The 22059-nt window shown below is 63.5% G+C and carries 15 protein-coding genes; 8 read left to right on the top strand and 7 right to left on the bottom strand.

Annotated features, from left to right (window positions below; all coding sequences use genetic code 11):
• Positions 1-26 precede the first annotated feature (26 nt).
• From purT to HBO19_RS21915, 5 genes are all read right to left on the bottom strand, one after another.
• The gene (purT, locus tag HBO19_RS21935) at positions 27-1208 is read right to left on the bottom strand and encodes a formate-dependent phosphoribosylglycinamide formyltransferase (protein WP_076962107.1); all 1182 of its coding nucleotides are present in this window, start codon (positions 1206-1208) and stop codon (positions 27-29) included.
• 69 nt (positions 1209-1277) lie between these two features.
• Complete coding sequence (locus HBO19_RS21930) at positions 1278-1745, bottom strand: VUT family protein (RefSeq protein ID WP_169956637.1); 468 nt, start codon at positions 1743-1745, stop codon at positions 1278-1280.
• Positions 1746-1891: 146 nt separating this feature from the next.
• On the bottom strand, positions 1892-2107 hold the full coding sequence (locus HBO19_RS21925; protein WP_057437987.1) for a DUF1289 domain-containing protein: 216 nt from the start codon (positions 2105-2107) through the stop codon (positions 1892-1894).
• Entirely contained in the window at positions 2104-2628 is a 525-nt protein-coding gene (locus HBO19_RS21920) for a gamma carbonic anhydrase family protein (RefSeq protein WP_170058307.1), read from the bottom strand. Before HBO19_RS21920 ends, HBO19_RS21925 begins: the two co-directional genes overlap by 4 nt.
• Positions 2629-2663: 35 nt before the next feature.
• Positions 2664-3266, bottom strand: a complete 603-nt coding sequence (locus HBO19_RS21915) for a CoA pyrophosphatase (protein WP_029296164.1) — start codon at positions 3264-3266, stop codon at positions 2664-2666.
• Between the two features lie 146 nt (positions 3267-3412).
• On the opposite strand from HBO19_RS21915, the gene HBO19_RS21910 reads away from it, so the two are divergent.
• The 8 genes from HBO19_RS21910 (at position 3413) to HBO19_RS21875 (ending at position 17767) form a co-directional block, all read left to right on the top strand.
• A complete protein-coding gene (locus HBO19_RS21910) occupies positions 3413-3961 on the top strand; it encodes an NUDIX hydrolase (RefSeq protein ID WP_170058306.1) in 549 nt (182 codons plus the stop codon).
• A 35-nt stretch (positions 3962-3996) separates the two neighbouring features.
• A complete protein-coding gene (locus HBO19_RS21905; RefSeq protein ID WP_170058305.1) occupies positions 3997-4500 on the top strand; it encodes a L,D-transpeptidase family protein in 504 nt (167 codons plus the stop codon).
• Positions 4501-4761: 261 nt separating this feature from the next.
• Entirely contained in the window at positions 4762-5520 is a 759-nt protein-coding gene (locus HBO19_RS21900; RefSeq protein ID WP_169956645.1) for a GntR family transcriptional regulator, read from the top strand.
• A gap of 9 nt (positions 5521-5529) precedes the next feature.
• Positions 5530-6636 (top strand): N-acetylglucosamine-6-phosphate deacetylase, encoded by a 1107-nt coding sequence (nagA, locus tag HBO19_RS21895; protein WP_169956647.1) that lies wholly within the window; start codon positions 5530-5532, stop codon positions 6634-6636.
• Positions 6617-7639 carry an SIS domain-containing protein gene (locus HBO19_RS21890; RefSeq protein ID WP_169956649.1) on the top strand — a complete coding sequence of 341 codons (1023 nt, stop codon included), beginning with the start codon at positions 6617-6619 and terminating at the stop codon, positions 7637-7639. The genes nagA and HBO19_RS21890 overlap by 20 nt, the downstream gene beginning before the upstream one ends.
• Positions 7640-7675: 36 nt before the next feature.
• Positions 7676-10186 carry a phosphoenolpyruvate--protein phosphotransferase gene (ptsP, locus tag HBO19_RS21885; protein WP_170058304.1) on the top strand — a complete coding sequence of 837 codons (2511 nt, stop codon included), beginning with the start codon at positions 7676-7678 and terminating at the stop codon, positions 10184-10186.
• Between the two features lie 26 nt (positions 10187-10212).
• Positions 10213-11910 carry an N-acetylglucosamine-specific PTS transporter subunit IIBC gene (nagE, locus tag HBO19_RS21880; protein ID WP_170058303.1) on the top strand — a complete coding sequence of 566 codons (1698 nt, stop codon included), beginning with the start codon at positions 10213-10215 and terminating at the stop codon, positions 11908-11910.
• 112 nt (positions 11911-12022) lie between these two features.
• A complete protein-coding gene (locus HBO19_RS21875; RefSeq protein WP_170058302.1) occupies positions 12023-17767 on the top strand; it encodes a membrane-targeted effector domain-containing toxin in 5745 nt (1914 codons plus the stop codon).
• Between the two features lie 77 nt (positions 17768-17844).
• On the opposite strand, the gene HBO19_RS21870 is transcribed toward HBO19_RS21875, so the two are convergent.
• Positions 17845-18156, bottom strand: a complete 312-nt coding sequence (locus tag HBO19_RS21870; RefSeq protein ID WP_169956665.1) for a YqfO family protein — start codon at positions 18154-18156, stop codon at positions 17845-17847.
• A gap of 4 nt (positions 18157-18160) precedes the next feature.
• Positions 18161-22057, bottom strand: coding sequence for a phosphoribosylformylglycinamidine synthase (gene purL / locus HBO19_RS21865; RefSeq protein ID WP_169956698.1), 3897 nt, complete (start codon positions 22055-22057; stop codon positions 18161-18163).
• Between the last annotated feature and the right edge of the window lie 2 nt (positions 22058-22059).

The following is a 22059-nucleotide window of genomic DNA, read 5'->3' as shown; positions in this document are numbered from 1 at the left end:
TGGGAGCGGGCTTGCCCGCGATGCTTTTACAGCTCTACAACCACCGCCTGGGAAGCACGGGTAGCCTTGGCCCGGGCAGCCTCGATCGACTCATCCCGCGCCAGCGCCACGCCCATGCGGCGCTGGCCATTCACTTCTGGCTTGCCGAACAGACGCAATGCCGTGTCCGGCTCGCTCAGGGCCGCGCCGAGGTTGGCGAACGCTGTCTGGGTCGACTGCCCTTCCACCAGGATCACCGCCGAAGCCGAAGGCCCGAACTGGCGGATCAACGGAATCGGCAAGCCCAGGATCGCCCGCGCATGCAGGGCAAACTGCGACAAGTCCTGGGAAATCAAGGTCACCAGGCCAGTGTCGTGGGGGCGCGGCGAGACTTCGCTGAACCACACCTGGTCGCCCTTGATAAACAGCTCGACACCAAACAGGCCACGGCCACCCAGGGCCTCGGTCACGGCTTTGGCGACGCGCTCGGATTCAGCCAGGGCCGCCGGGCTCATGGCCTGGGGCTGCCACGACTCCTGATAGTCACCCTTCTCCTGACGATGGCCCACAGGCGCGCAGAAGGTGGTGCCACCCACGTGACGCACGGTCAGCAGGGTGATTTCGTAATCAAAGTCGATAAACCCTTCGATGATCACCCGGCCCTTGCCGGCGCGGCCGCCTTCCTGGGCGTAGTCCCAGGCTTTCTGCACGTCATCGACGCTGCGCAACAGGCTTTGGCCCTTGCCCGACGAACTCATCACCGGCTTGACCACGCACGGGAAGCCCAGGTCTTCGACGGCCTTGCGATAGTCTTCCACGGTGTCGGCGAAGTGGTACGGCGAAGTCGGCAGGTCCAGCTCTTCAGCGGCCAGGCGGCGAATGCCTTCACGGTTCATGGTCAACAGCGCCGCGCGGGCGGTGGGGATCACGGTAAAGCCTTCAGCCTCCAGCTCCACCAGGGTGCCGGTGGCGATGGCTTCGATTTCCGGGACGATGAAGTGCGGTTTTTCCGCCTCGATCACCGCACGCAGGGCCGCGCCGTCGAGCATATTGATCACGTGGCTGCGATGCGCCACCTGCATGGCCGGCGCGTTGGCGTAGCGATCCACGGCAATCACTTCAACGCCCAGGCGTTGCAGTTCGATTACCACTTCCTTGCCCAGCTCACCGCAGCCACACATCAATACGCGGGTCGCGGTTGGCGACAATGGAGTTCCGATTCGGGTCATCTCAGGTCCTCAGGGGAGCGGATCAGGGGGAGAAAGGCCGGCATTTTACATGAACGGCGGGCATTGGCCTCAGTTAGCGACACGCTGGCGCCGCAAACGCCAGGCCATGGCCAGCCACACCACGGTGACCCCGGCAAATTTCGAGGCCAGGGCGGTGCCGACCACAGCGGGCGTCAACGCGCCGATCAGGCCAAAAAAGATAAAGGTATCGAGGGGAATGCTCAGTGCCGAACTTATCCACAGCCGGTCGTGCAACGGGCGCTTGGTGATGCTGAAGACCAGCCAGTCGATGCACTCGGACACCGCGAACGCCGTGGCGCTGGCCAGGGCGATGGACGGATCGGAGGTGATATAGGACAGCGCCAGCGCCGCGAGCATGGCGATGATCGCCCCGTGGCCGAAGCGCGTTTGCACCATGTCCCGCAGGATAAACACCAGGCCACCCCAGGCGGACCAGATGACATCCAGGTGCGGGGCGGTGGAAAAGGCGAAGTTGATCAGCACGACGCTGCTGATATAGGCGATCAGGAAGAGCATGGGGCGAGGGACCTGTGGGCAAGGGGCACAGGGTACTGCACATTTAGAAATATGTCGTCTGGGCGGGCCTCATCGCGAGCAAGCCCGCTCCCACCTGTTGAAATGCATTCCAATGTGGGAGCTGGCTTGCCTGCGATAGCGGTGGTTCAGGCGCCAGACTTTCCGGGAATCATCCACAACACCCCACTGGCCTTCGCCCGCTCATGACACAGCCCCAGCACCACCCGGCGCTCGGCGTTGTCCATGCGGCTCCAACGGGTGATTTCGTCGACATTGCGCTGACAACCGGTGCAGATATCGTCGTCATCCAGCGCACAAATGCTCACGCAGGGCGAGGCGACGGGGCGTTCAACCGGGTTCATTCCGGCTGCTCGACCAGATCACGGGCATAGCGCTGGGCGTTGTGCACATAGTGCGCAGCACTGGCTTCAAGCATCCTCTTCTGCTGCTCGGTCAACTCCCGTACCACCTTGCCAGGCGAGCCCATTACCAGCGAGCCATCGGGGATTTCCTTGCCTTCGCCGATCAACGAATTGGCGCCGATGATGCAGTGCCGGCCAATCTTGGCGCCGTTGAGGATCACCGCATTGATGCCAATCAGGCTGTAGTCGCCGACGGTGCAGCCATGCAGCATGGCGTTATGCCCAACCGTCACACCGGTGCCCAGGGTCAGCGGGTAGCCCATGTCGGTGTGCATCACGCTGCCGTCCTGCACGTTGCTGTTCTTGCCGATCAGGATCAGCTCGTTGTCGCCACGCAACACCGCGTTGAACCAGACGTTGGCGCCCTCCTCGAGCTTGACCTTGCCTACCAGCGTGGCATTGGGAGCCACCCAGCTGTGTGGATGGGTCTCGACACGGGCATCGCCCAGGCGGTAATTCATGGTCTTCCCTCACGGCTTGCCATTCAAACGATGGCTTAAGTATTGATAAAGCTTTTTGGCGGGCGATGCAGGCTGATGTCGGCATCATCATAGAGCAGGTTGATCAACTCGACGATCATGATCGCCGTCAGGCCCCAGATCTTGTATTCACCAAACCGATAGCTGGGCACATACCAACTGCGGCCCTGGTAATCGATGCGATGGGTGTGCTCGCGCGGGTCCTGGCGGAAAAACTCCAGGGGCACGCTGAACACGGCGGCAATTTCGGCGTCGTTGGCCAGGTACTCGACGTAATCGGGGATCACCCCCACATAGGGGGTCACGCGGATGCCGTGCAGGGAGATCAGGGGGCTCAAGGGCCCGATCACTTCCACCAGGCCCGGTGGCAGGCCGATTTCTTCTTCGGCCTCGCGCAACGCGGTGAACACCAGGTCGGGGTCTTCGGGGTCGCGGCGCCCACCCGGGAACGCCACTTCGCCGCCATGGGTCGACAGGCCGCTGGCACGCAGGGTCAGGATCAGCTCGGGTTCGTCACTGCGGGTAATCGGCACCAGCACCGCGGCCTCGGGGAAACGTCCGTCAGTTTCCAGCGTGCGTGGCGTGTGATTGCTTACCCGGCGAAGTAGCTCGTCCAGCATGAGTCATCTCGATCTGTTGGCTACCTTGCATCATGCACCAAAGCGTACGGGTGCCCAACCCCAAAACCCCGGCGGTGTCGCTAAACGACAACTTGCAGGCCACTGCCCTGCACGCCAAGATAGGCGCAGTCCCCAGGAACCCAAGCATGAACTTCTGCAGCCAGTGCGGTAAACCGGTCACCCAGCGCATTCCCGAAGGCGATACACGCCTGCGTTATGTGTGCGACCACTGTCAGACCATTCACTATCAGAATCCCAATATCGTCGCCGGCACCCTGCCCGTCTGGGGCAATCAGGTGCTGTTATGCCGGCGCGCCATCGAGCCGCGCCTGGGCTACTGGACCCTGCCTGCAGGCTTTATGGAAAACGGCGAGACCGTCGAACAGGGCGCCCTGCGCGAAACCCTCGAGGAAGCCTGCGCCAGGGTGCGCAACCTGAGTATCTACACGCTGATCGACGTACCGCACATCAGCCAGGTGCACATCTTCTACCGCGCCGAACTGGTCGACCTGGACTTTGCCGCCGGCCCCGAGAGCCTGGAAGTCCGGCTGTTCGATGAGGCGGACATCCCTTGGTCCGAGCTGGCTTTCCGCACGGTCAGGCGTACCTTAGAATGCTTTTTTGCCGACCGTCGGCAACAGGTGTTTCCCGTGCGCAGCGAATCGGTGCCACCCTTGACTCAGCCTGCAAAATAACAATCGAAGGTCACCTTCAAAGGGATATCGCTTCAATGCGTTGGTTGCTTGCTCTGCTCTGCCTGTCGTTCGCCACGCTGTCGTGCGCCACCACCCTGCAAACCCTGGGCGGTAAACCCGTCGAGAAGATCCTGGTACTCAAGTCCGCGCACCAGTTGCAACTGATCAACGATGGCAAACCGCTGAAGACCTACCGCATTTCCCTGGGCAAGAACCCCAAGGGCCACAAGCTGATCGAAGGCGACCGTCGCACGCCAGAAGGCTTCTACTGGATCGACTGGCGCAAGACCAGCGACCGCTTCAACCTGTCGATGCATATCTCCTACCCCAATATCAGCGATGCCGCCCGCGCCCGCCGCGAAGGGGTCAAGCCCGGCAGCATGATCATGATCCACGGCACGCCAGACAGTGAGGATTACCCGGAACAGTGGTTCCACACCCTGGACTGGACCGACGGCTGCATCGGCATGCGCAATGTCGACATGCGCGAAGTGTGGAACCTGGTCAAGGACGGCACGATGATCGAGATCCGTCCGTAACCTCGACCGTTGGTAAAATAATTCAAAAAAAATCTACCTCTCCTACAGCCCCTGTCGATGAATACCATTTCACCGACAGGGGCTGCGTCTTTCTGCGCGCGATAAAGACCTCTCTAATACCACTTGATACCAGGCACCTTTAGGGTGCCTGTAAACAGGCATGTGCCCGCTTTTGGCGGCATTGACATGGTATTTAAGTGGTATTAATTTCCGGCCATTACCGGGCGACAACACTCCAATAACGCATCGGAAACCCTACAGATGAATCCCATCCAGACCCTGCGTCCTGACGATCGGCAATCCACGCCGCTGTACCTGCAACTGGCCCGCAATCTCGAAGCGGCTATCCATGCCGGCCAGTGGAAATCCGAGCAGGCCTTGCCCTCCGAGCGCGTACTCAGCGAGCAGTTGAGCATCTCCCGGGTAACCGCCCGCAAAGCCCTGGAAGTGTTGTTCGCCCAAGGCCTGATCCGCCGCAGCCAGGGCTCTGGCACGTTTATCACGCCACGCCTGGAACAGCCGCTGTCGCGCCTCTCGGGGTTCAGCGAGATGTTGCGGCTCAAGGGGTTTGCCCCCAGTTCGCAATGGCTGGTGCGCGAAATCACCCCGCCGACCCATGAAGAGCTGATCCGCCTGTGCCTGTCGCCCACCGACAAAGTGGCGCGGCTCAAACGCCTGCGCAAGGCGGATGACACCGTGATGGCCATCGAAATGAGCGCCCTGCCCGCCTCGATCATTCCCAACCCCCAGGCCATCGGCAGTTCGCTCTACGAATACTTGGAAGGCATCGGCAAACCGGTGGTGCGAGCCCTGCAGCATATCCAGGCCATCAACGCCTCGGACGAGTTCGCCGCCCTGGTGGGCATCGCCCCCGGCACCGCCATGCTGCTGATGACTAGGGTCGGCTACACCGCCGACAACACGCCAATCGAGATCACCGACACCTACTGCCGCAACGACTACTACGACTTTGTCGCAGAGCTGCGTAGGTACGATTTTTCCGCTGAACTGCGGCCCTAGAGAACTGCCATGTCCGAAGACAATATCCTCACGCCCCACGGCTGGATTCGCGGCCGCCTGGTGCACCACGAAGGCAAGGTCGGCGCCGTCGAAGGCGTGCCTTGCGACCCGGCCGACAATGACCTGCCCTACCTGCTGCCGGGTTTTATCGACCTGCATGTGCACGGCGGCGGCGGCAAGGACATCATGGAAGGCAGCAGCGCCTTCGAGACCATCACCCGCACCCATGTGCGCTTCGGCACCACCTCGCTGCTGGCCACCACCATGACTGCGCCGGTCGAGGAAATCTCCCGGGTGCTCGGCGAACTCGGCCAGTTCTGCGAACGACGCCCGGCCGGCAGCGCCCGGGTGCTGGGCGTGCATCTGGAAGGCCCCTACATCAACCCAGGAAAGCTCGGCGCACAGCCCAACTTTGCCCACACCGCATTGATGGCCGAGGTCGAGGAGTACCTGCGCCTGGCACCGATCCGGGTGATTACCATTGCCCCGGAAATCGCCGGGCATGACGCTTTGATCCGTGCCCTCAGCCAGCGCGGCGTGCGCATGCAGATCGGCCATACCCTGGGCAGCTATGAAGAAGGCGTCGCTGCGCTGGCGGCCGGCGCCACCAGCTTCACCCACCTGTACAACGCCATGAGCCCGCTGCATCACCGCGAGCCGGGCATCGTCGGCGCCGCCCTGGCCCACGCGCAATACGCCGAGCTGATCCCGGACCTGTTGCACGTACACCCCGGGGCCATGCGCGTGGCCCTGCGTTCGATTCCCTGCCTGTACTGCGTCACCGACTCCACCGCTGCGGCGGGCATGCCCGACGGCGAATACAAGCTGGGCAGCCACACCGTGACCAAATGCCTGGGCGGCGTACGCCTGGCCGACGGCACCCTGGCCGGCAGCACCCTGACCATGGATCAGGCGCTGCGCAACCTGGTGAAGATCGGCCTGCCCATCAGCGAAGCCTCACAGCGTCTGTCGCAATTTCCTGCGGATTACCTGGGCCTGGAACAACGCGGCCGCCTGCAACCGGGCAGCTTTGCCGACTGCGTGCGCCTGGACCGCTCCCTGCACCTCACCGACGTAATGGTCGAAGGAGAAACCATTGACTTCAAAAATGCTTGAAGAGGCCCTGTCCTCCTGTGAGGCCGTCGCGGCCCAGCTGCAATGCCTCGACCCGCTGCTGGCCGAGGTCGCCGGCCGCCTGCGCCGCCAGCCGCCGCAAGTGGCGATGACCGTCGCCCGTGGCAGTTCGGACCACGCCGCCAGCTACTTCGCCTACCTGACCATGCAGCACGTGGGCGTGCCCGTGGCGTCGCTGCCGATGTCGGTGGTGACCCTGGCGCAGGCGCCGCTGAAAGTCAGCGGCCAGGCGGCCTTCGGTTTCTCTCAGTCGGGGCAGAGCCCGGACCTGGTCAACAGCCTACGCCTGCTGCGCAAGCGCGGGGCCTTGAGTGTGTCGATGGTCAATGCCGAAGATTCGCCCCTGGAAGCCGCCTGCGAATTCCATGTGCCGCTGTGCGCCGGCCCCGAACGCAGCGTGGCGGCGACCAAGAGCTTTATCGCCACCCTGAGCGCCAGCGCCCAGTTGGTCGGCCACTGGAACCAGGAAGACGGCCTGCTCGAAGCCTGCCATGCCTTGCCCGCCGGCCTGCGCGAAGCGGCGACCCAGGACTGGAGCCTGGCCATCGACGCCCTGCGCGATTGCCAGCGCCTGATGGTCATCGGCCGTGGTGCCGGGTTTGCCATCGCCCAGGAAGCCGCGCTCAAGCTCAAGGAAACCTCGGCGATCCAGGCCGAAGCTTTCAGCAGCGCCGAAGTGCGCCACGGGCCGATGGCGTTGATCGACGACAACTACCCGCTGCTGGTGTTTGCCCCGCGCGGCGCCGAACAACCGGGCCTGCTGACCCTGGCCACGGAAATGCGCCAACGCGGGGCCCGAGTGCTGCTGGCCGCGCCTGACGATATTGCCGAACGCGACCTGACCCTCAGCCGCGCCGAGCACCCGGCACTGGACCCGATCCTGGCAATCCAGAGTTTCTATGTGATGGCTGCAGGCCTGGCCCAGGCCCGGGGCATGGACCCGGATCAACCCCGCCACCTGAGCAAAGTCACCCGCACCCACTGAGTTGGTTTCTGTCGTTTCCTGATGAGTACCGTGCCCATGCCCGACAATAATAATGACCTCACCCTCAGCGCCCCCCTCAGCGGGCCGGTGCTGACCCTGGGCAACGTGCCTGACGACGTGTTCGCCAGTGGCGCCATGGGCGACGGGATTGCCATCGACCCCCTCAACGACTGCCTGCATGCGCCGTGCGCGGGCGTGGTGATCCACGTTGCCCGTACCGGCCACGCCCTGACGATCCGCGCCGACAATGGCGCCGAGGTGCTGCTGCATGTAGGCATCGATACCGTCCAATTGAATGGCGAAGGCTTTGCCCTGCTGGTCAAGCAAGGCGCGCGGGTCAGCAACGGGCAGCCCCTGGTGCGCTTTGACCTGGACCGCATCGCCCGCCAGTGCAAAAGCCTGGTCAGCCTGATCATCCTCACCAACGGCGGGCAGTTCGAGTTGCGCCCGGTGGCCGTCAATACGGTCAAGGTCGGCGAAGCCCTGCTGCGCATCGTTGCGCGTCAGCCTGCCGCCGTGCAGTCTGTGTCCGACAACTCCCAGGCACATGCCAGCGCTAGCGTGCGCATTACCCACCGGGGCGGTTTGCATGCACGGCCGGCGGCATTAGTGCGCAAGGCCGCGCAGGGTTTCAGTAGCCAGGTGCAGTTGCATTTCGCCGGCAAGTCAGCTTCGTGCGACAGCCTGATCGGCCTGATGGGGCTGGGTATTGGTGAGCAGGACGAGGTACAGGTCACCTGCCTGGGCAAGGATTGCGACGCGGCGTTACAGGCATTGGTCGCAGCCCTATCGGTCACCACCCACGAACACGAGCAGGCCCCAGTGCTCGTGACTGCGCGCCCGCTCAACACCGAAGCGGGCGTATTGCAGGGTGTGTGTGCCGCACCCGGCCTGGTCTGCGGGCCGCTGTTGCGGCTGCACACCATCGAGTTGCCGCAAGACCCGGGCAACCACATGCGCGAAGAACAATTGCAGCACCTGGACAGCGCCCTGGAGCAGGTACGCGGGGAAATCCGCAACACCCTGGAGCACGCCCGCCAGCGCAAGGCCGTCGAGGAAGAAGAGATCTTCGCCGCCCACCTGGCCCTGCTGGAAGACCCGACCCTGTTGGAGGCCGCCACCGCCGCCATCGAGCACGGCAGCGCCGCCACCCATGCCTGGCGCGATGCGATCCAGGCCCAATGCGCGGTGTTGCTGGGCTTGGGCAAGCCGTTGTTTGCCGAACGCGCCAATGACCTGCGGGACTTGCAGCAACGGGTGCTACGCGCCCTGCTGGGTGAGGCCTGGCAGTTCCAAATGCCTGCCGGGGCGATTGTCGTCGCCCATGAATTGACGCCCTCGGACCTGCTGCAACTGAGCGCGCAAAATGCTGCCGGCATATGCATGGCCGAAGGCGGCGCCACCTCCCACGTGGCGATCCTGGCCCGGGGCAAAGGCATGCCATGCGTGGTCGCCCTGGGCAGTGCAGTGCTGGAGGTGCCGCAAGGCCAACGGGTCGTGCTGGACGCCGGCAATGGGCGCCTGGAACTCACCCCGGACGATGCCCGCCACGCCCAGGTCCACCAGATTCGCGAGGCGCAACAGCAGCGGCGCCAGCAGCAACAGGCCCAGGCCCAGGCAGCGGCCAGCACCCTGGATGGCGTGGGCATTGAAGTGGCCGCCAATGTCGCCTCCAGCAGCGAGGCGCAGATTGCCTTGGCAAACGGCGCCGATGGCGTGGGGCTGTTGCGTACCGAGTTTCTGTTTGTCGACCGTCGCACCGCACCCGACGAGCAAGAACAACGCCAGGCCTATCAGGCGGTGCTGGATGCCATGGGCGACAAATCCGTGATCATCCGCACCATCGACGTGGGCGGCGACAAGCAGCTCGACTACCTGCCCTTGCCCGCTGAGGCCAACCCGGTGCTGGGCCTGCGCGGTATTCGCATGGCCCAGGTACGCCCGGAGTTGCTCGACCAGCAACTGCGCGCCCTGCTGCAGGTCTGCCCGCTGCAGCGCTGCCGGATCCTGTTGCCGATGGTCAGTGAAGTCGACGAATTGCTGCACATCCGCCAGCGCCTCGATCAGCTGTGCGCCGAGCTGGAACTGACCCAGCGCCCGGAACTGGGGGTGATGATCGAAGTGCCGGCCGCCGCGTTGATGGCCGAGCAACTGGCCGAACATGCGGACTTTTTGTCGATCGGCACCAATGACCTGTCCCAGTACACCCTGGCCATGGACCGCGACCACGCCGGCCTGGCCGCGCGGGTCGACGCCCTGCACCCGGCGCTGCTGCGCCTGATCGCCCAGACCTGCATTGGCGCGGCGAAACACGGGCGCTGGGTCGGGGTGTGCGGCGCCCTCGCCTCTGACCCGCTGGCCACCCCGGTGCTGGTGGGCCTGGGGGTGCGCGAGCTGTCTGTCAGCCCGCCGCAAATTGCCGAAATCAAAGACCGCGTGCGCCACCTGGACGCCGCGCAATGCCGGCAGCTGAGCCAGGGCCTGCTCGACCTGAGCAGCGCCAGGGCCGTACGCCAAGCCTGTCAACACCACTGGCCGTTGAGCTGACAACAACAAGAAAAAGGAGACTCGCCATGTACCAACTGTTTATTGAAGGCCTGCAACGCCTGGGCCGTGCGCTGATGCTGCCCATCGCCATCCTGCCGATTGCCGGCCTGCTGCTGCGCCTGGGTGACACCGACCTGCTGAACATCGCGGTGATGCACGACGCCGGGCAAGCGATCTTCGCCAACCTCGCGCTGATCTTCGCCATCGGCATCGCCGTGGGCTTTGCCCGCGACAACAACGGCACGGCCGGGCTGGCCGGGGCCATTGGCTACCTGGTGATGGTCTCCACCCTCAAGGTGATGGACAGCACCATCAACATGGGCATGCTCGCCGGGATCGTCAGCGGGCTGATGGCCGGGGCGCTGTATAACCGCTTCAAGGACATCAAGCTGCCGGAGTACCTGGCGTTCTTTGGCGGGCGACGCTTTGTGCCGATTGTCACCGGGTTTTCGGCGGTGGGCCTGGGGGTGATCTTCGGGTTGATCTGGCCGCCGGTGCAGCACGGCATCAATAGCTTCGGCGTGCTGCTGATGGAAAGCGGCAGCCTGGGCGCCTTTGTGTTCGGCGTGTTCAACCGCTTGCTGATCGTCACCGGGTTACACCATATCCTCAACAACATGGCCTGGTTTGTGTTCGGCAGCTTCACCGACCCGGCCACCGGCGCGGTGGTCACCGGCGACCTGACCCGCTATTTTGCCGGCGACCCCAAAGGCGGCCAGTTCATGACCGGGATGTTCCCGGTGATGCTGTTCGGCCTGCCCGCAGCGTGCCTGGCGATGTACCGCAACGCCCTGCCGCAGCGGCGCAAAATCATGGGCGGGATCTTCCTGTCGATGGCCCTGACGTCGTTCCTGACCGGGGTCACCGAGCCGATCGAATTCGCCTTCATGTTCCTCGCGCCGTTCCTGTACCTGCTGCACGCGCTGCTCACCGGCCTGTCGATGGCGGTCACCAACCTGCTGGATATTCACCTGGGCTTTACCTTCTCCGGAGGGTTCATCGACATGGTCCTGGGCTGGGGCAAGTCCACCAATGGCTGGCTGGTGTTGCCGGTGGGCCTGGCTTACGCGGTGATCTACTACAGCGTGTTCAACTACTGCATCCGTCGCTTCAACCTGAAGACCCCGGGCCGTGAAGATAGCCAGGTGGCACAGGCCGAAGCGATGAGTGATAATCAGCGGGCCAGTGCCTATATCCGCGCCCTGGGCGGTGCCGACAACCTGCTCAGCGTCGGCGCCTGCACCACCCGCCTGCGCCTGGACATGGTGGACCGCAACAAGGCCATGGACGCCGAACTCAAGGCCCTGGGAGCGATGGCCGTGGTGCGCCCGGGCAATGGCGGCAGCTTACAGGTGGTGGTGGGGCCGATGGCCGACAGCATTGCCGATGAGATTCGCCTGGCCATGCCGTCGTTTGTTGCATCGGCGCCCGTGGCGGTTGTGCCTGTGGATAAGCCAGCCATGGTGAATGTGCAGGAGGCCGAACAATGGCTGGGCGCCTTGGGCGGCCGGGCGAATGTACGCCAGCTGGAAGCGGTGGCGATGACGCGGTTGCGGGTGGAACTGGGGGATGATTCGGTGTTGTCCGAAGCTCAGTTGACCGCACTGGGTTGCCAGGGCGTGAGCCGGCTTGAAAGTGGGGTCTGGCACCTGTTGATCGGTGACAAGGCAGCGGGGTTGGGTGAGGCCTTGGAGCGGTTGGTTAGCCGCCCGGTCAACGCCTGATCCGAACGGACGCAGAGCGTCCAGGGCGGCGTACCGCTACTTATCTACCGCCCAGCCAAACGCACAACTCCCCATGCTGAGGGTTCTTACCTCAAGCATGGAGAGCGTGCCCGTGAGCACAACACCCCAGACCTTTGAAGGCATCAAAGGCCACCTCAACCAGATCAGCCATCACCTGCTCCAGGTCGAAGCGCCGCTGCTGCCCGAACAAAAACCTGTTGCCGAACTGGCCTACCTGGAAAAAATCAATGGCCAGCTGACGCGCTACCGCCAGCAATACATGAACAAGAGCCAGGTCCTCTATATCGGTATCAAAGCCGACGTCCTGCCCGCCCGTGTGGCGACACTCAAGACCACCCTGAATACGTACCTGCAACAACTTGATCGCGACGAGCAGATCGACGGCAAACCACGCAAGTCCTATATGACCTTCGAAGCCGGGTTCAGCGCCCTGGCCCATGAAACCAAACTCAGCGCCCAGGACCGCCTTCTGCATCCGCAACAACAGGCCATGCTTGAGCGGGTGCCCCTGGGCAGCACGCAACGCCCGGGCCTGTACGCCCTGTCGTTCCAATACCAGGAGCGCACCGTCGAATTGGCCGGCGCCTTTGTCCTGACTCAGCAATCCAGCCCGCTGGTCGCCGACCTGGACGCCGGGCCAGCGGTGGGTGAAGTGATGCTGTTCACCCCCTCCCGCGGGATCGCATCCTTCAGTTCCCTCGCCCAACTCAACCGGCATCTACTGCAAGGAATGGACGATGCCGAGCAACGTCGCGACTTCATGCAACTGCTGCCCGTGCGTTATCACGATGTCAGCCCCGAGGCCATCTGGCCGCTGCAACTGGCACCGATCAGCGACAGGCCGCTGTTTGAACACACCTACAACGCCCTGATCGACAAGCGCACCCAGGACATCGAGCGCGCCTTGAGCCTGGTGGACAACCCCACACAGAGCCCCGCGCAACTGATCAGTGCCCTGGACCGCGCCATTGCCGGCGCCTTGCCGGACCTGCGCGCGCGCCTGGCGTGGCGCGCGCGCCGCTTGCTGGAGCGCCACCTGCGCCACAGCGCGCCGGACTGGTATCGCAGCGCCAGCGAAGCGCGGCGCGCCACCCTCGCCACCCACCTTTGGCACTACAACGAAGCCCGCCAGGACCTGCTCGACCTGCTGGGCCCGGTCACCACCCCGCAGTCCCTGGCCCGCTACCAGTTGCTTGAACGCCTGAGCGACGAGCTGGACATTCAGGACCTGGCGCCAGAGCACCTGTTGATCAACACCCGGCGCTATGTCTACCCCATCGGCGAGTATGAACATGATCGCAGCCTGGTCGACCTGGCCCTGCGCGGGTTGCAAGACGGGGATGCCCTGCCGGGCTCGGACTTCCTGAACAAAACCACGCTCACCTATCAGGGCGCGACACTGCCCACCGCCTACCAGGACCTGACACCCACCTGGCTCGCACAGACGCTGGCCACCTTACAGCCGCGTATCGACTTTGCCGACGCGCAACGGCAAATGCATGCCAAACCAGAAGTCAGCCGTAGCATCGAACGGATGCTCGACCAAAGGCTCAACGCACTGGCCTACACCGCCCTGCTGCAAGGCCACCTCAGTGACGAGGACTTTCAATTGGTGCAGGACCTGCGCCAGGGCACCAACCCGCACCTGAGCGCCGCCACTCTGTCGCTACATGCCGCTCAATTGCAGGACCTGTGGGTACTGCGCCAAAGCGATGCGAGCGGCGCAATCATCCGCCTGTTGCTGTGCACGCCCGAAGCGCCGCGCGCGCAGCAGTTCATGGCGTTTGACAGTGAACTCGCCTGCCAGAACCACATCCTCGGCTGGAGCCTGGACAATGGCAGCAAACACCCCCCGGGTACCCTCACCGACTATCTGATCAAGCGCGTCGCCCTGCGTTTTCGCGGGGCCATGAAGCAAGTCTTGAGCGGTCTGAGCTTCAAGTTCCACGACCAGGAATACCAAGAGATCGGCTTTGGCAATATCGGCAGCCACGCCATGTGCCTCAAGGCGATGTCGGCCCATGTGCTGGCGACCCGCATCGACGACTATGAATTCGGCACCCCGAGTTGGTACCGATCCGCCAGCGTCGACAACCGCCAGAAGCTGTTGAAACTGGCCGAAGACAGCGAGGGCGCGCTGCTCACCTACAATGAACATCCGTTGTCTGACGCCCGATTTCCCAGCTTTACCCATTACCTGCATGAACAGGCGAGAAAAAGCCTCAACGACTTGCTGGACCGCCCCCAGAACGATGTCGACCCGGACACCGTGTGGGCCTTTTCACCGCCGTCGTTGCTCGGCGCGCTGACCCCGCCGCCCCTGACTTACACCCAGCTGTACCGCGATGGCTACGCCGACGGTGTAGGTTTTCTCGACGAGAAATTCTCGCGTTCGGCTCGTTTCAAAGGCCCGCCCGGCGTTGACTTGAGCCAATTAAGCGCAGAAAAAATTGCACGCTCGGTCACCGGCACCTGGGTCGGCGAGCGCCACATCAACCAGGTCAAGACCCGCTTGCTCAACACCGGCAGCACCGACTATGCACTGCGGCGCAATGCCACCTTGAGCATCACCCAGCACCAACTGCAGAACGCCGCCCTGGAGTGCCGGCTGGAGGGGTATATCGCCGGGGTAGACTGGACGTGGTTGCAACGCAGTATTGCGAGCATGCACGACACCGCCGCCCAGACCCGTGGCACCTACGCTATCCATCGCCTGCTGGTGGATGGCGAATGGGTGATGGGCAACCTGCTCTTCAGCCATGGCGATTTTCCGACGTTGCTCTACACCCCAAACGCACCGGACGGCATCAGCTTTCGCGAAGCGCGGCTGTTCAATTACCGGTTGAAAAAGATTCCCGGCATGGTGGGCTATTTCACCCTGCGGGTCGGCGCCCAGTCCCAGGTGCGGGTCCGGGCCTTCCTGGAAAACGCCAAGGCCCAATTACCCGAAGACCTGAGCCAGACCGACACCAGCCCGGCACGCTATGACTCGACCCACGGGCACCCCCCGCTGCAGGATCTACGCGAGGCCCTGTACAACATGCCGTTGCAGCGCAAGATCGATGACGTGCAAGGCACCACGGTCAATCGCAACCAAATGATCAGCGCCATTTTGTGGAACTGCGTGGAATGGGTCACCGCGATTGCCACCGCGCCGTTTCCCAGCCTCAGCCTGAGCCTGGGCATGCTGCTGGCATTCAAGGACGGCATGCTGGCCCTGCACGCGTACCAGCAGGGCGATACCGGGGCGGCACTGGAACACTTGCTCGGCTACGTGCTTAACAGTGCCGGGGCCGCCGTCACCGATCTGCGCCCGGCCCTGGCCTCGGTCAAACAGCTCGCCCGGCCGGGCCTGCGCCAGGTCACCAGGAGCCACGCTGCACCGAGCGAAGCGGTGAGGCTGGTGCAGCCCCTGCAACCCAAGCCCCTGGCGCTGGAAAATATGCAAGCGGTGCTGTTCGAAGGCCAGGCGCTATGGGCCAAAACCGTTCCGGACCCGATCGGCCGTTACCTGCTGTATCGACTGGATCCTGTCACCGGCAGGCTGGTCTCCACCACTCGGGTGGCCGCGCCAGATAGCCAAGGTGTGTGGCGCCGCACCGGGGTCACTGGTGGCGCACCCAAGTACGAAAAACTACCCGAGCCTCCCGAACCGCTGAAAACCTATGAGATGCCACCGAGCTATGCCCGCGATCTGGGTAAGGCCATCAACCCGGATACGCGCGCACAGATGCTGCTGAACACGAGTGAGTTAGTGGGCTCAGAGGGGGTGGCCAGGGGCGTGCTCGCCCTCGACCTTAACCCGCTGCGTACGGTTTACCTGCAACAGGTCGAACGCCTGAGCACTGACGCCCAGGACTTTTTCACCCAGCTCGCGCCTTTACCGGCGCGCACCGCTCCCCCGGCCGTGGACGCCAGTACCTCATTCGCGCAACTGATCGCCAGCGATGCGTTCAGCGGCAACAAAAACCTGATCATTGGCGCAATACCGGGCTCCATCGCCAGTAAGCAGCTGCTGATCACGCAGATGGATGCCTTGATCAGCAACGGCTTCAAACACTTGTACATTGAGTACCTGCCCGCCGATGCATTCCGCACACGCCTGCAGCGCCTGCATCAGGGTAAAACCTGGGAAAACATTCGCCAGCATCTCGAAGCGGTCGACAAGGGCTTTGGTCTTGCCCCGGACGCCGAATATTCCTACCTTGCCCTGGTACGCAAGGCCAAGGACAAGGGCGTGAAGATCCTGGCCCTGGACGCTTCCACCTCCTACTTGCTGGACGATTTCCTGCAAATGCGCGACACCCCGCCGACCATCCCGCGCAGCAACAGCATCAGGAATTTCTACTCCCATAAAGCCATCGGGGCCGATGCCCTCGTCGAACAGGACGAACGTTGGGTGGCCCTGGTGGATCACAGCCGCCTGCGCACGTTCGAGGGCACGCCGGGCCTGGCCGACTTGCAAGAAGCAGTGGCCCTGCGCGTGGAGGATGTGGCGGCGGGCCAGCCGGTGGGCCTCTGGGTCGACACGCCCGGCGCCATAGCCGGTGACCCGTTGGCCAAGGGCGATTATCGCCTGGCCCTGCACACGGCGTACAAGGAACCCGGGCAAGCCGCTTCTGCCAGCGTCGCGTCTACGACGGACGTGACGCACTTCAGCGACTACGATATCCCCCACGCCTTCCGGGACAGCATCAGCCGGCAAAGCACCGCCGGCCGTGGGCTGGACAGCAACTACGCCTCACCGATCGCCACCGAGCAAAGGGCTTTCAGCGTCTTTCTGGACGCCCGAGAGCGCCTGAGTCGCGATGCGGCGGCTTACCTGGAGCAGCATGCACCGCCAGCCAGGCCCGATCCCTCCACCCTGGGCACACCGGCCACCCCGCAGGCGCTGCTCGAACGTGTTGGGAGCAGCGAGTTTTCCGGGCTGGTGGTCGGTGAAGCGCACCAGGCGCAGTCGAGCAAGCGCTGGCTGCGTGAACATATGAAAAAGCTCAAGGAACAGGCATTCAAGACGCTGTACGTAGAACACCTGTTGACCGATATGCATCAGCAAGATCTGGATCTGTTCCTGCGCACCCAACACCTGCCGGACAACCTCAAGCGCTACCTGGCCATGCTTGATCGCGGACAGATGCCGCACTACAAGGGCAAAAATTCCTACACTGAAGTGATCCAGGTCGCGGCCAGGCATGGCCTGCGCATCCGTGCCCTGGACTGCACCGCCAGCTATAACGTCAAGGGCCTGGAGGATGGCGATCTGGGGCGCAACCAGATGTTCAGTTACTTCGCGTCAAAAGTAATCCAGGCCGACCAGGCAGCACAGGGCCCGCACAAATGGGTGGCCTTTATTGGCAGCGCCCACACCAATAACAACCTGGGCGTGGCCGGGCTTGCGGAACTGCAAGGTGCAGTCAGCCTGCATGTGCGGGATACCGCCCCGGCGTTGGCGCAGAATATTCGCCCGGGGACCTGGGAGGTTTCGACCTCAGGCATAAAGCCGTTCAGGCGGGCGTTACGCGGCGACCTTGTTTTAGAAGCCGGTGTGGAGGGGATTCGTGCGCCAGCGCCCTTTGTCCCGGTAGACCGTCGTCGATTGAATCTCGCAGGCCTGTACTTGATCGAACGCCCGTCGCCTTCGCAGACCAACCTGCTGCACCGCTCGCGCAGCGGCGAAATCGTGTCGACGCCGATCAAGGTCGACCACGACGGCCTGTTCTATGTCGAACGCTGGGCGCCGATGCAGGGCAAGCGTTTCAGCTACGAAAACACGTTGATCAGCGCCCTGGAGGTGGAGGTGGGACTAAAACCTGCGCCAGACATCACGAGGCTTTGATTTCGGCGATCTGACAGGCAAAAAAAACCCGCTGGCCAGTTTGGCCCAGCGGGTTTCTTGTTCTAGCGGCCAGCGGATCAGAAATCCGCCAATTGCCAGACCTCATAAGCCGGTGTCTCGTAGGGATGACTCAGCTTCAACGCAGCAACTACCGCCACGATCAACGCATCGGCCACCACCAGCTCAACCTTCCATTCTGCAACCACCTCGACCTGGCCCACCTGCCCGATAAACGGCTGGCTGCCATCCATCGCGCGGAACTGGCCACGGCCCAGCACTTGCCAGGCACAGTTGTCGTAGTTGCCGATGCGCCCGCCACCGGCCGCGAAGACGGCGCTTTTCACCGTCTCCACATGGCTGTCGGGCACAAAGAAGCTGAGCTTGTACACCGCCTTAGTTCACCCACACACGAGCGTTACGGAACATGCGCATCCACGCGCCGTCTTCGTTCCACTCTTCCGGGCGCCACGAGTTCTGCACGGCGCGGAACACCCGCTCCGGGTGCGGCATCATGATGGTCACGCGACCGTCGCGGCTGGTCAGCCCGGTGATCCCGCGCGGCGAGCCGTTCGGGTTGGCCGGGTAGCTTTCGGTGACCTTGCCGTGGTTGTCGACAAAACGCAGGGCCACGGTGCCGGACAGATCGGCTTCCAGCAACGCTTCCTCGCTTTCGAACTCGGCATGGCCTTCACCGTGGGCGATGGCAATCGGCATGCGCGAACCGGCCATGCCTTGCAGGAAGATCGAGTTCGATTCCTGCACCTGCACCATGGCCACACGGGCCTCGAACTGCTCGGAACGGTTACGTACAAAGTGCGGCCAGAACTCGCTGCCCGGGATCAGTTCGCTGAGGTTGGACATCATCTGGCAACCGTTGCACACACCCAGGGTGAAGCTGTCGTTGCGCTCGAAGAAGCCCTGGAACGCATCGCGCGCGCGGCTGTTGAACAGGGCCGACTTGGCCCAGCCTTCACCGGCACCCAATACGTCGCCGTAGGAGAAACCACCGCAGGCCACCAGGCCCTTGAACTCATTGAGGTCGACGCGACCGGCGAGGATGTCGCTCATGTGCACGTCGATCGCATTGAAGCCTGCACGGTCGAACGCGGCCGCCATTTCCACCTGGCCGTTGACGCCCTGCTCACGCAGTACGGCAACCTGTGGCCGGATGCCTTTCTTGATGTACGGCGCGGCGATGTCCTGGTTGACGTCGAAGCTGAGCTTGGTGCTCAGGCCCGGGTTGTCTTCTTCCAGGATCACGTCGAATTCCTGCTCGGCACAGTCGACGTTATCGCGCAGGCGCTGGATCTGGTAGCTGGTCTCGGCCCACTGGCGTTGCAGCAGGCGGCGCTGGCCTTCAAACACGGTGTCGCCGTTGAAGACGATGTTGATCACGCCGTTGTTGATCGGCTGGCCAACCACCGCCACGCAGTCGCCCAGGCCAGCAGCGCTGAACTGTGCAAGCACGTCCGGGGTGGCGTCCTGGCGCACCTGGATCACCGCGCCCAGTTCTTCGTTGAACAGGATGGCGGCAATGTCAGCGGAAGTTTCCGCCAGACCGTCGAGGTTCAGGCTCAGGCCGCAATGACCGGCAAAGGCCATTTCCACGACGCTGGTCAGCAAACCACCGTCGGAACGGTCGTGGTAGGCCAGCAGGTGGCCGTCGGCGTTCAGGCCCTGGATCACGGCGAAGAAGGCTTTCAGGTCTTCGGCGTCATCGACGTCCGGCGCCTGTTTGCCAAGCTTGCCGTGGGTCTGGGCGAGGATCGAGGCGCCCATACGGTTCTGGCCACGGCCCAGGTCAACCAGGATCAGGTCGGTGGTGCCCTTGTCCATGCGCAGTTGCGGGGTCAGGGTCTGGCGGATGTCGGTGACCGGCGCAAAGCCGGTGACGATCAGCGACAGCGGCGAAGTGACGCTCTTGTCGGTGCCCTCATCGTTCCAACGGGTGGCCATGGACATGGAGTCCTTGCCCACCGGAATGGTGATTCCCAGTTCCGGGCACAGCTCCATGCCGACCGCCTTGACGGTGTCGTACAGGCGCGCATCTTCACCGGGGTGGCCGGCAGCAGACATCCAGTTGGCCGACAGCTTGATATCGGACAGCTTGCCAATGCGCGACGCGGCGATGTTGGTGATGGTTTCGCCAATGGCCATGCGGCCCGACGCCGGGGCGTCCAGCAAGGCCAGCGGCGTGCGCTCGCCCATGGCCATGGCTTCACCGGTGTACACGTCAAAGCTGGTGGCGGTCACGGCAACGTCAGCTACCGGCACCTGCCATGGGCCGACCATTTGGTCACGGGCCACCAGGCCGGTGATGGTGCGGTCGCCGATGGTGATCAGGAAGCTTTTGCTCGCCACGGCCGGGTGGTGCAGCACGCGCTCGATGCTGTCGGCCAGGTCGAGGCTGCTTGGGTCGAAATCATCGCCCAACTCGGCTTCACGTACCGCCGAGCGGTGCATGCGCGGAGCCTTGCCCAGCAGCACTTCCAGGGGCATGTCCACCGGGCTGTTGCCGAAGTGGCTGTCGGTGACGGTCAGTTGCGGCTCGGCGGTTGCTTCGCCGACGACCGCAAACGGGCAACGCTCGCGCTCGCAGATCGCCTGGAAGCGTTCGAAGTCCGCAGGCCCCACCGCCAACACGTAGCGTTCCTGGGATTCGTTGCTCCAGATCTCGTGCGGGGCCATGCCCGGCTCGTCGTTTGGAATATTGCGCAGTTCGAAACGGCCGCCACGGTCGCCATCGTTGACCAGTTCCGGGAAGGCGTTGGACAGACCGCCGGCGCCGACGTCGTGGATGAAGCTGATGGGGTTCTTGTCACCCAACTGCCAGCAACGGTCGATGACTTCCTGGCAACGGCGTTCCATCTCAGGGTTTTCCCGTTGTACCGAAGCGAAGTCCAGATCCGCCGAGCTGGTACCGGTGGCCATGGAGGAAGCCGCGCCGCCGCCCAGGCCGATCAGCATGGCCGGGCCGCCGAGGACGATCAGCTTGGAGCCGACGAGAATCTCGCCCTTCTGCACGTGGTCTTCACGGATGTTGCCCATGCCGCCGGCCAACATGATCGGCTTGTGGTAACCGCGCACTTCATCGCCACGGGGGGTGGTGATGGACTGCTCGAAGGTACGGAAGTAACCGGTCAGGGCCGGACGCCCGAATTCGTTGTTGAACGCGGCGCCGCCCAGGGGGCCTTCGATCATGATGTCCAGCGCGGTGACGATGCGCTCAGGCTTGCCGTATGGCACTTCCCACGGCTGTTCGAAACCTGGGATCTGCAGGTTGGACACGGTAAAACCGGTCAGGCCGGCCTTGGGCTTGGCGCCACGACCGGTGGCACCTTCGTCGCGGATCTCGCCGCCCGAGCCGGTGGCTGCGCCCGGGAACGGGGCAATCGCGGTCGGGTGGTTGTGGGTCTCGACCTTCATCAGGATGTGCACCGGCTCCTGCACCGCGCCGTACTGGCGGGTCTGCGGGTCCGGGAAGAAACGGCCGGCGACAGAGCCGACGATCACCGAGGCGTTGTCTTTATAAGCCGACAGAACGCCTTCGCTGTGCATCACGTAGGTGTTCTTGATCATGCCGAACAGGCTTTTTTCCTGGCTCTGGCCGTCAATATCCCAACTGGCGTTGAAGATCTTGTGGCGGCAGTGCTCGGAGTTGGCCTGGGCGAACATCATCAGTTCGATGTCGTGGGGGTTGCGCTGCAAGCCGTTGAAGGCGTTGACCAGGTAGTCAATCTCGTCTTCGGCCAGGGCCAGGCCCAGTTCGGTGTTGGCCTTCTCGAGGGCGGCGCGGCCACCGCCGAGCACGTCAATCGCGGTCAGCGGCTTGGGTTCGGCGTGGCTGAACAGGCCGCCAGCCTGTTCCAGCTGGCTGACGATGATCTGGGTCATGCGGTCGTGCAGGCTGCTGGCGATCAGCTCGGCCTCGGCGTCGCTGAACTGGCCAGCCACGTAGAAGGCGATCCCGCGTTCCAGACGCTGGATTTTTTCCAGGCCGCAGTTGCGGGCGATATCGCTGGCCTTGCTCGACCAGGGCGAGATGGTGCCGAACCGCGGCAGAACCAGGAACAAGCGGCCGGTCGGCTCTTGAACGGGAACGCTGGGGCCGTACTTCAGAAGGCGTGCCAGCACTTGCTGTTCGTCGGCGGTCAAAACGCCGTTAACGTCGGCGAAGTGAGCAAATTCAGCATACAAGCCAGTGACAGCTGGAACCTTCTGGCTCAGTTGCTCAAGGAGTTTGCTGTGGCGAAAGGCAGAAAGGGCAGGAGCGCCGCGCAGGATCAACATCT

Origin of the sequence: Pseudomonas sp. WS 5021 (assembly GCF_012985535.1) — a bacterium.
Lineage (GTDB): Bacteria > Pseudomonadota > Gammaproteobacteria > Pseudomonadales > Pseudomonadaceae > Aquipseudomonas.
Note: the sequence above shows the minus strand (reverse complement) of the source record. Positions and strands in the feature narration are given on the sequence as shown.

Bases quoted from the DNA above. Each gene is read 5' to 3' on its own strand.
- HBO19_RS21900 (WP_169956645.1), top strand. From the start codon at position 4,762: ATGAATCCCATCCAGACCCTGCGTCCTGACGATCGGCAATCCACGCCG.
- HBO19_RS21905 (WP_170058305.1), top strand. From the start codon at position 3,997: ATGCGTTGGTTGCTTGCTCTGCTCTGCCTGTCGTTCGCCACGCTGTCG.
- HBO19_RS21920 (WP_170058307.1), bottom strand. From the start codon at position 2,628: ATGAATTACCGCCTGGGCGATGCCCGTGTCGAGACCCATCCACACAGC.
- nagE (WP_170058303.1), top strand. From the start codon at position 10,213: ATGTACCAACTGTTTATTGAAGGCCTGCAACGCCTGGGCCGTGCGCTG.
- HBO19_RS21910 (WP_170058306.1), top strand. From the start codon at position 3,413: ATGAACTTCTGCAGCCAGTGCGGTAAACCGGTCACCCAGCGCATTCCC.
- ptsP (WP_170058304.1), top strand. From the start codon at position 7,676: ATGCCCGACAATAATAATGACCTCACCCTCAGCGCCCCCCTCAGCGGG.
- nagA (WP_169956647.1), top strand. From the start codon at position 5,530: ATGTCCGAAGACAATATCCTCACGCCCCACGGCTGGATTCGCGGCCGC.
- HBO19_RS21925 (WP_057437987.1), bottom strand. From the start codon at position 2,107: ATGAACCCGGTTGAACGCCCCGTCGCCTCGCCCTGCGTGAGCATTTGT.
- purL (WP_169956698.1), bottom strand. From the start codon at position 22,057: ATGTTGATCCTGCGCGGCGCTCCTGCCCTTTCTGCCTTTCGCCACAGC.
- HBO19_RS21915 (WP_029296164.1), bottom strand. From the start codon at position 3,266: ATGCTGGACGAGCTACTTCGCCGGGTAAGCAATCACACGCCACGCACG.
- HBO19_RS21930 (WP_169956637.1), bottom strand. From the start codon at position 1,745: ATGCTCTTCCTGATCGCCTATATCAGCAGCGTCGTGCTGATCAACTTC.
- purT (WP_076962107.1), bottom strand. From the start codon at position 1,208: ATGACCCGAATCGGAACTCCATTGTCGCCAACCGCGACCCGCGTATTG.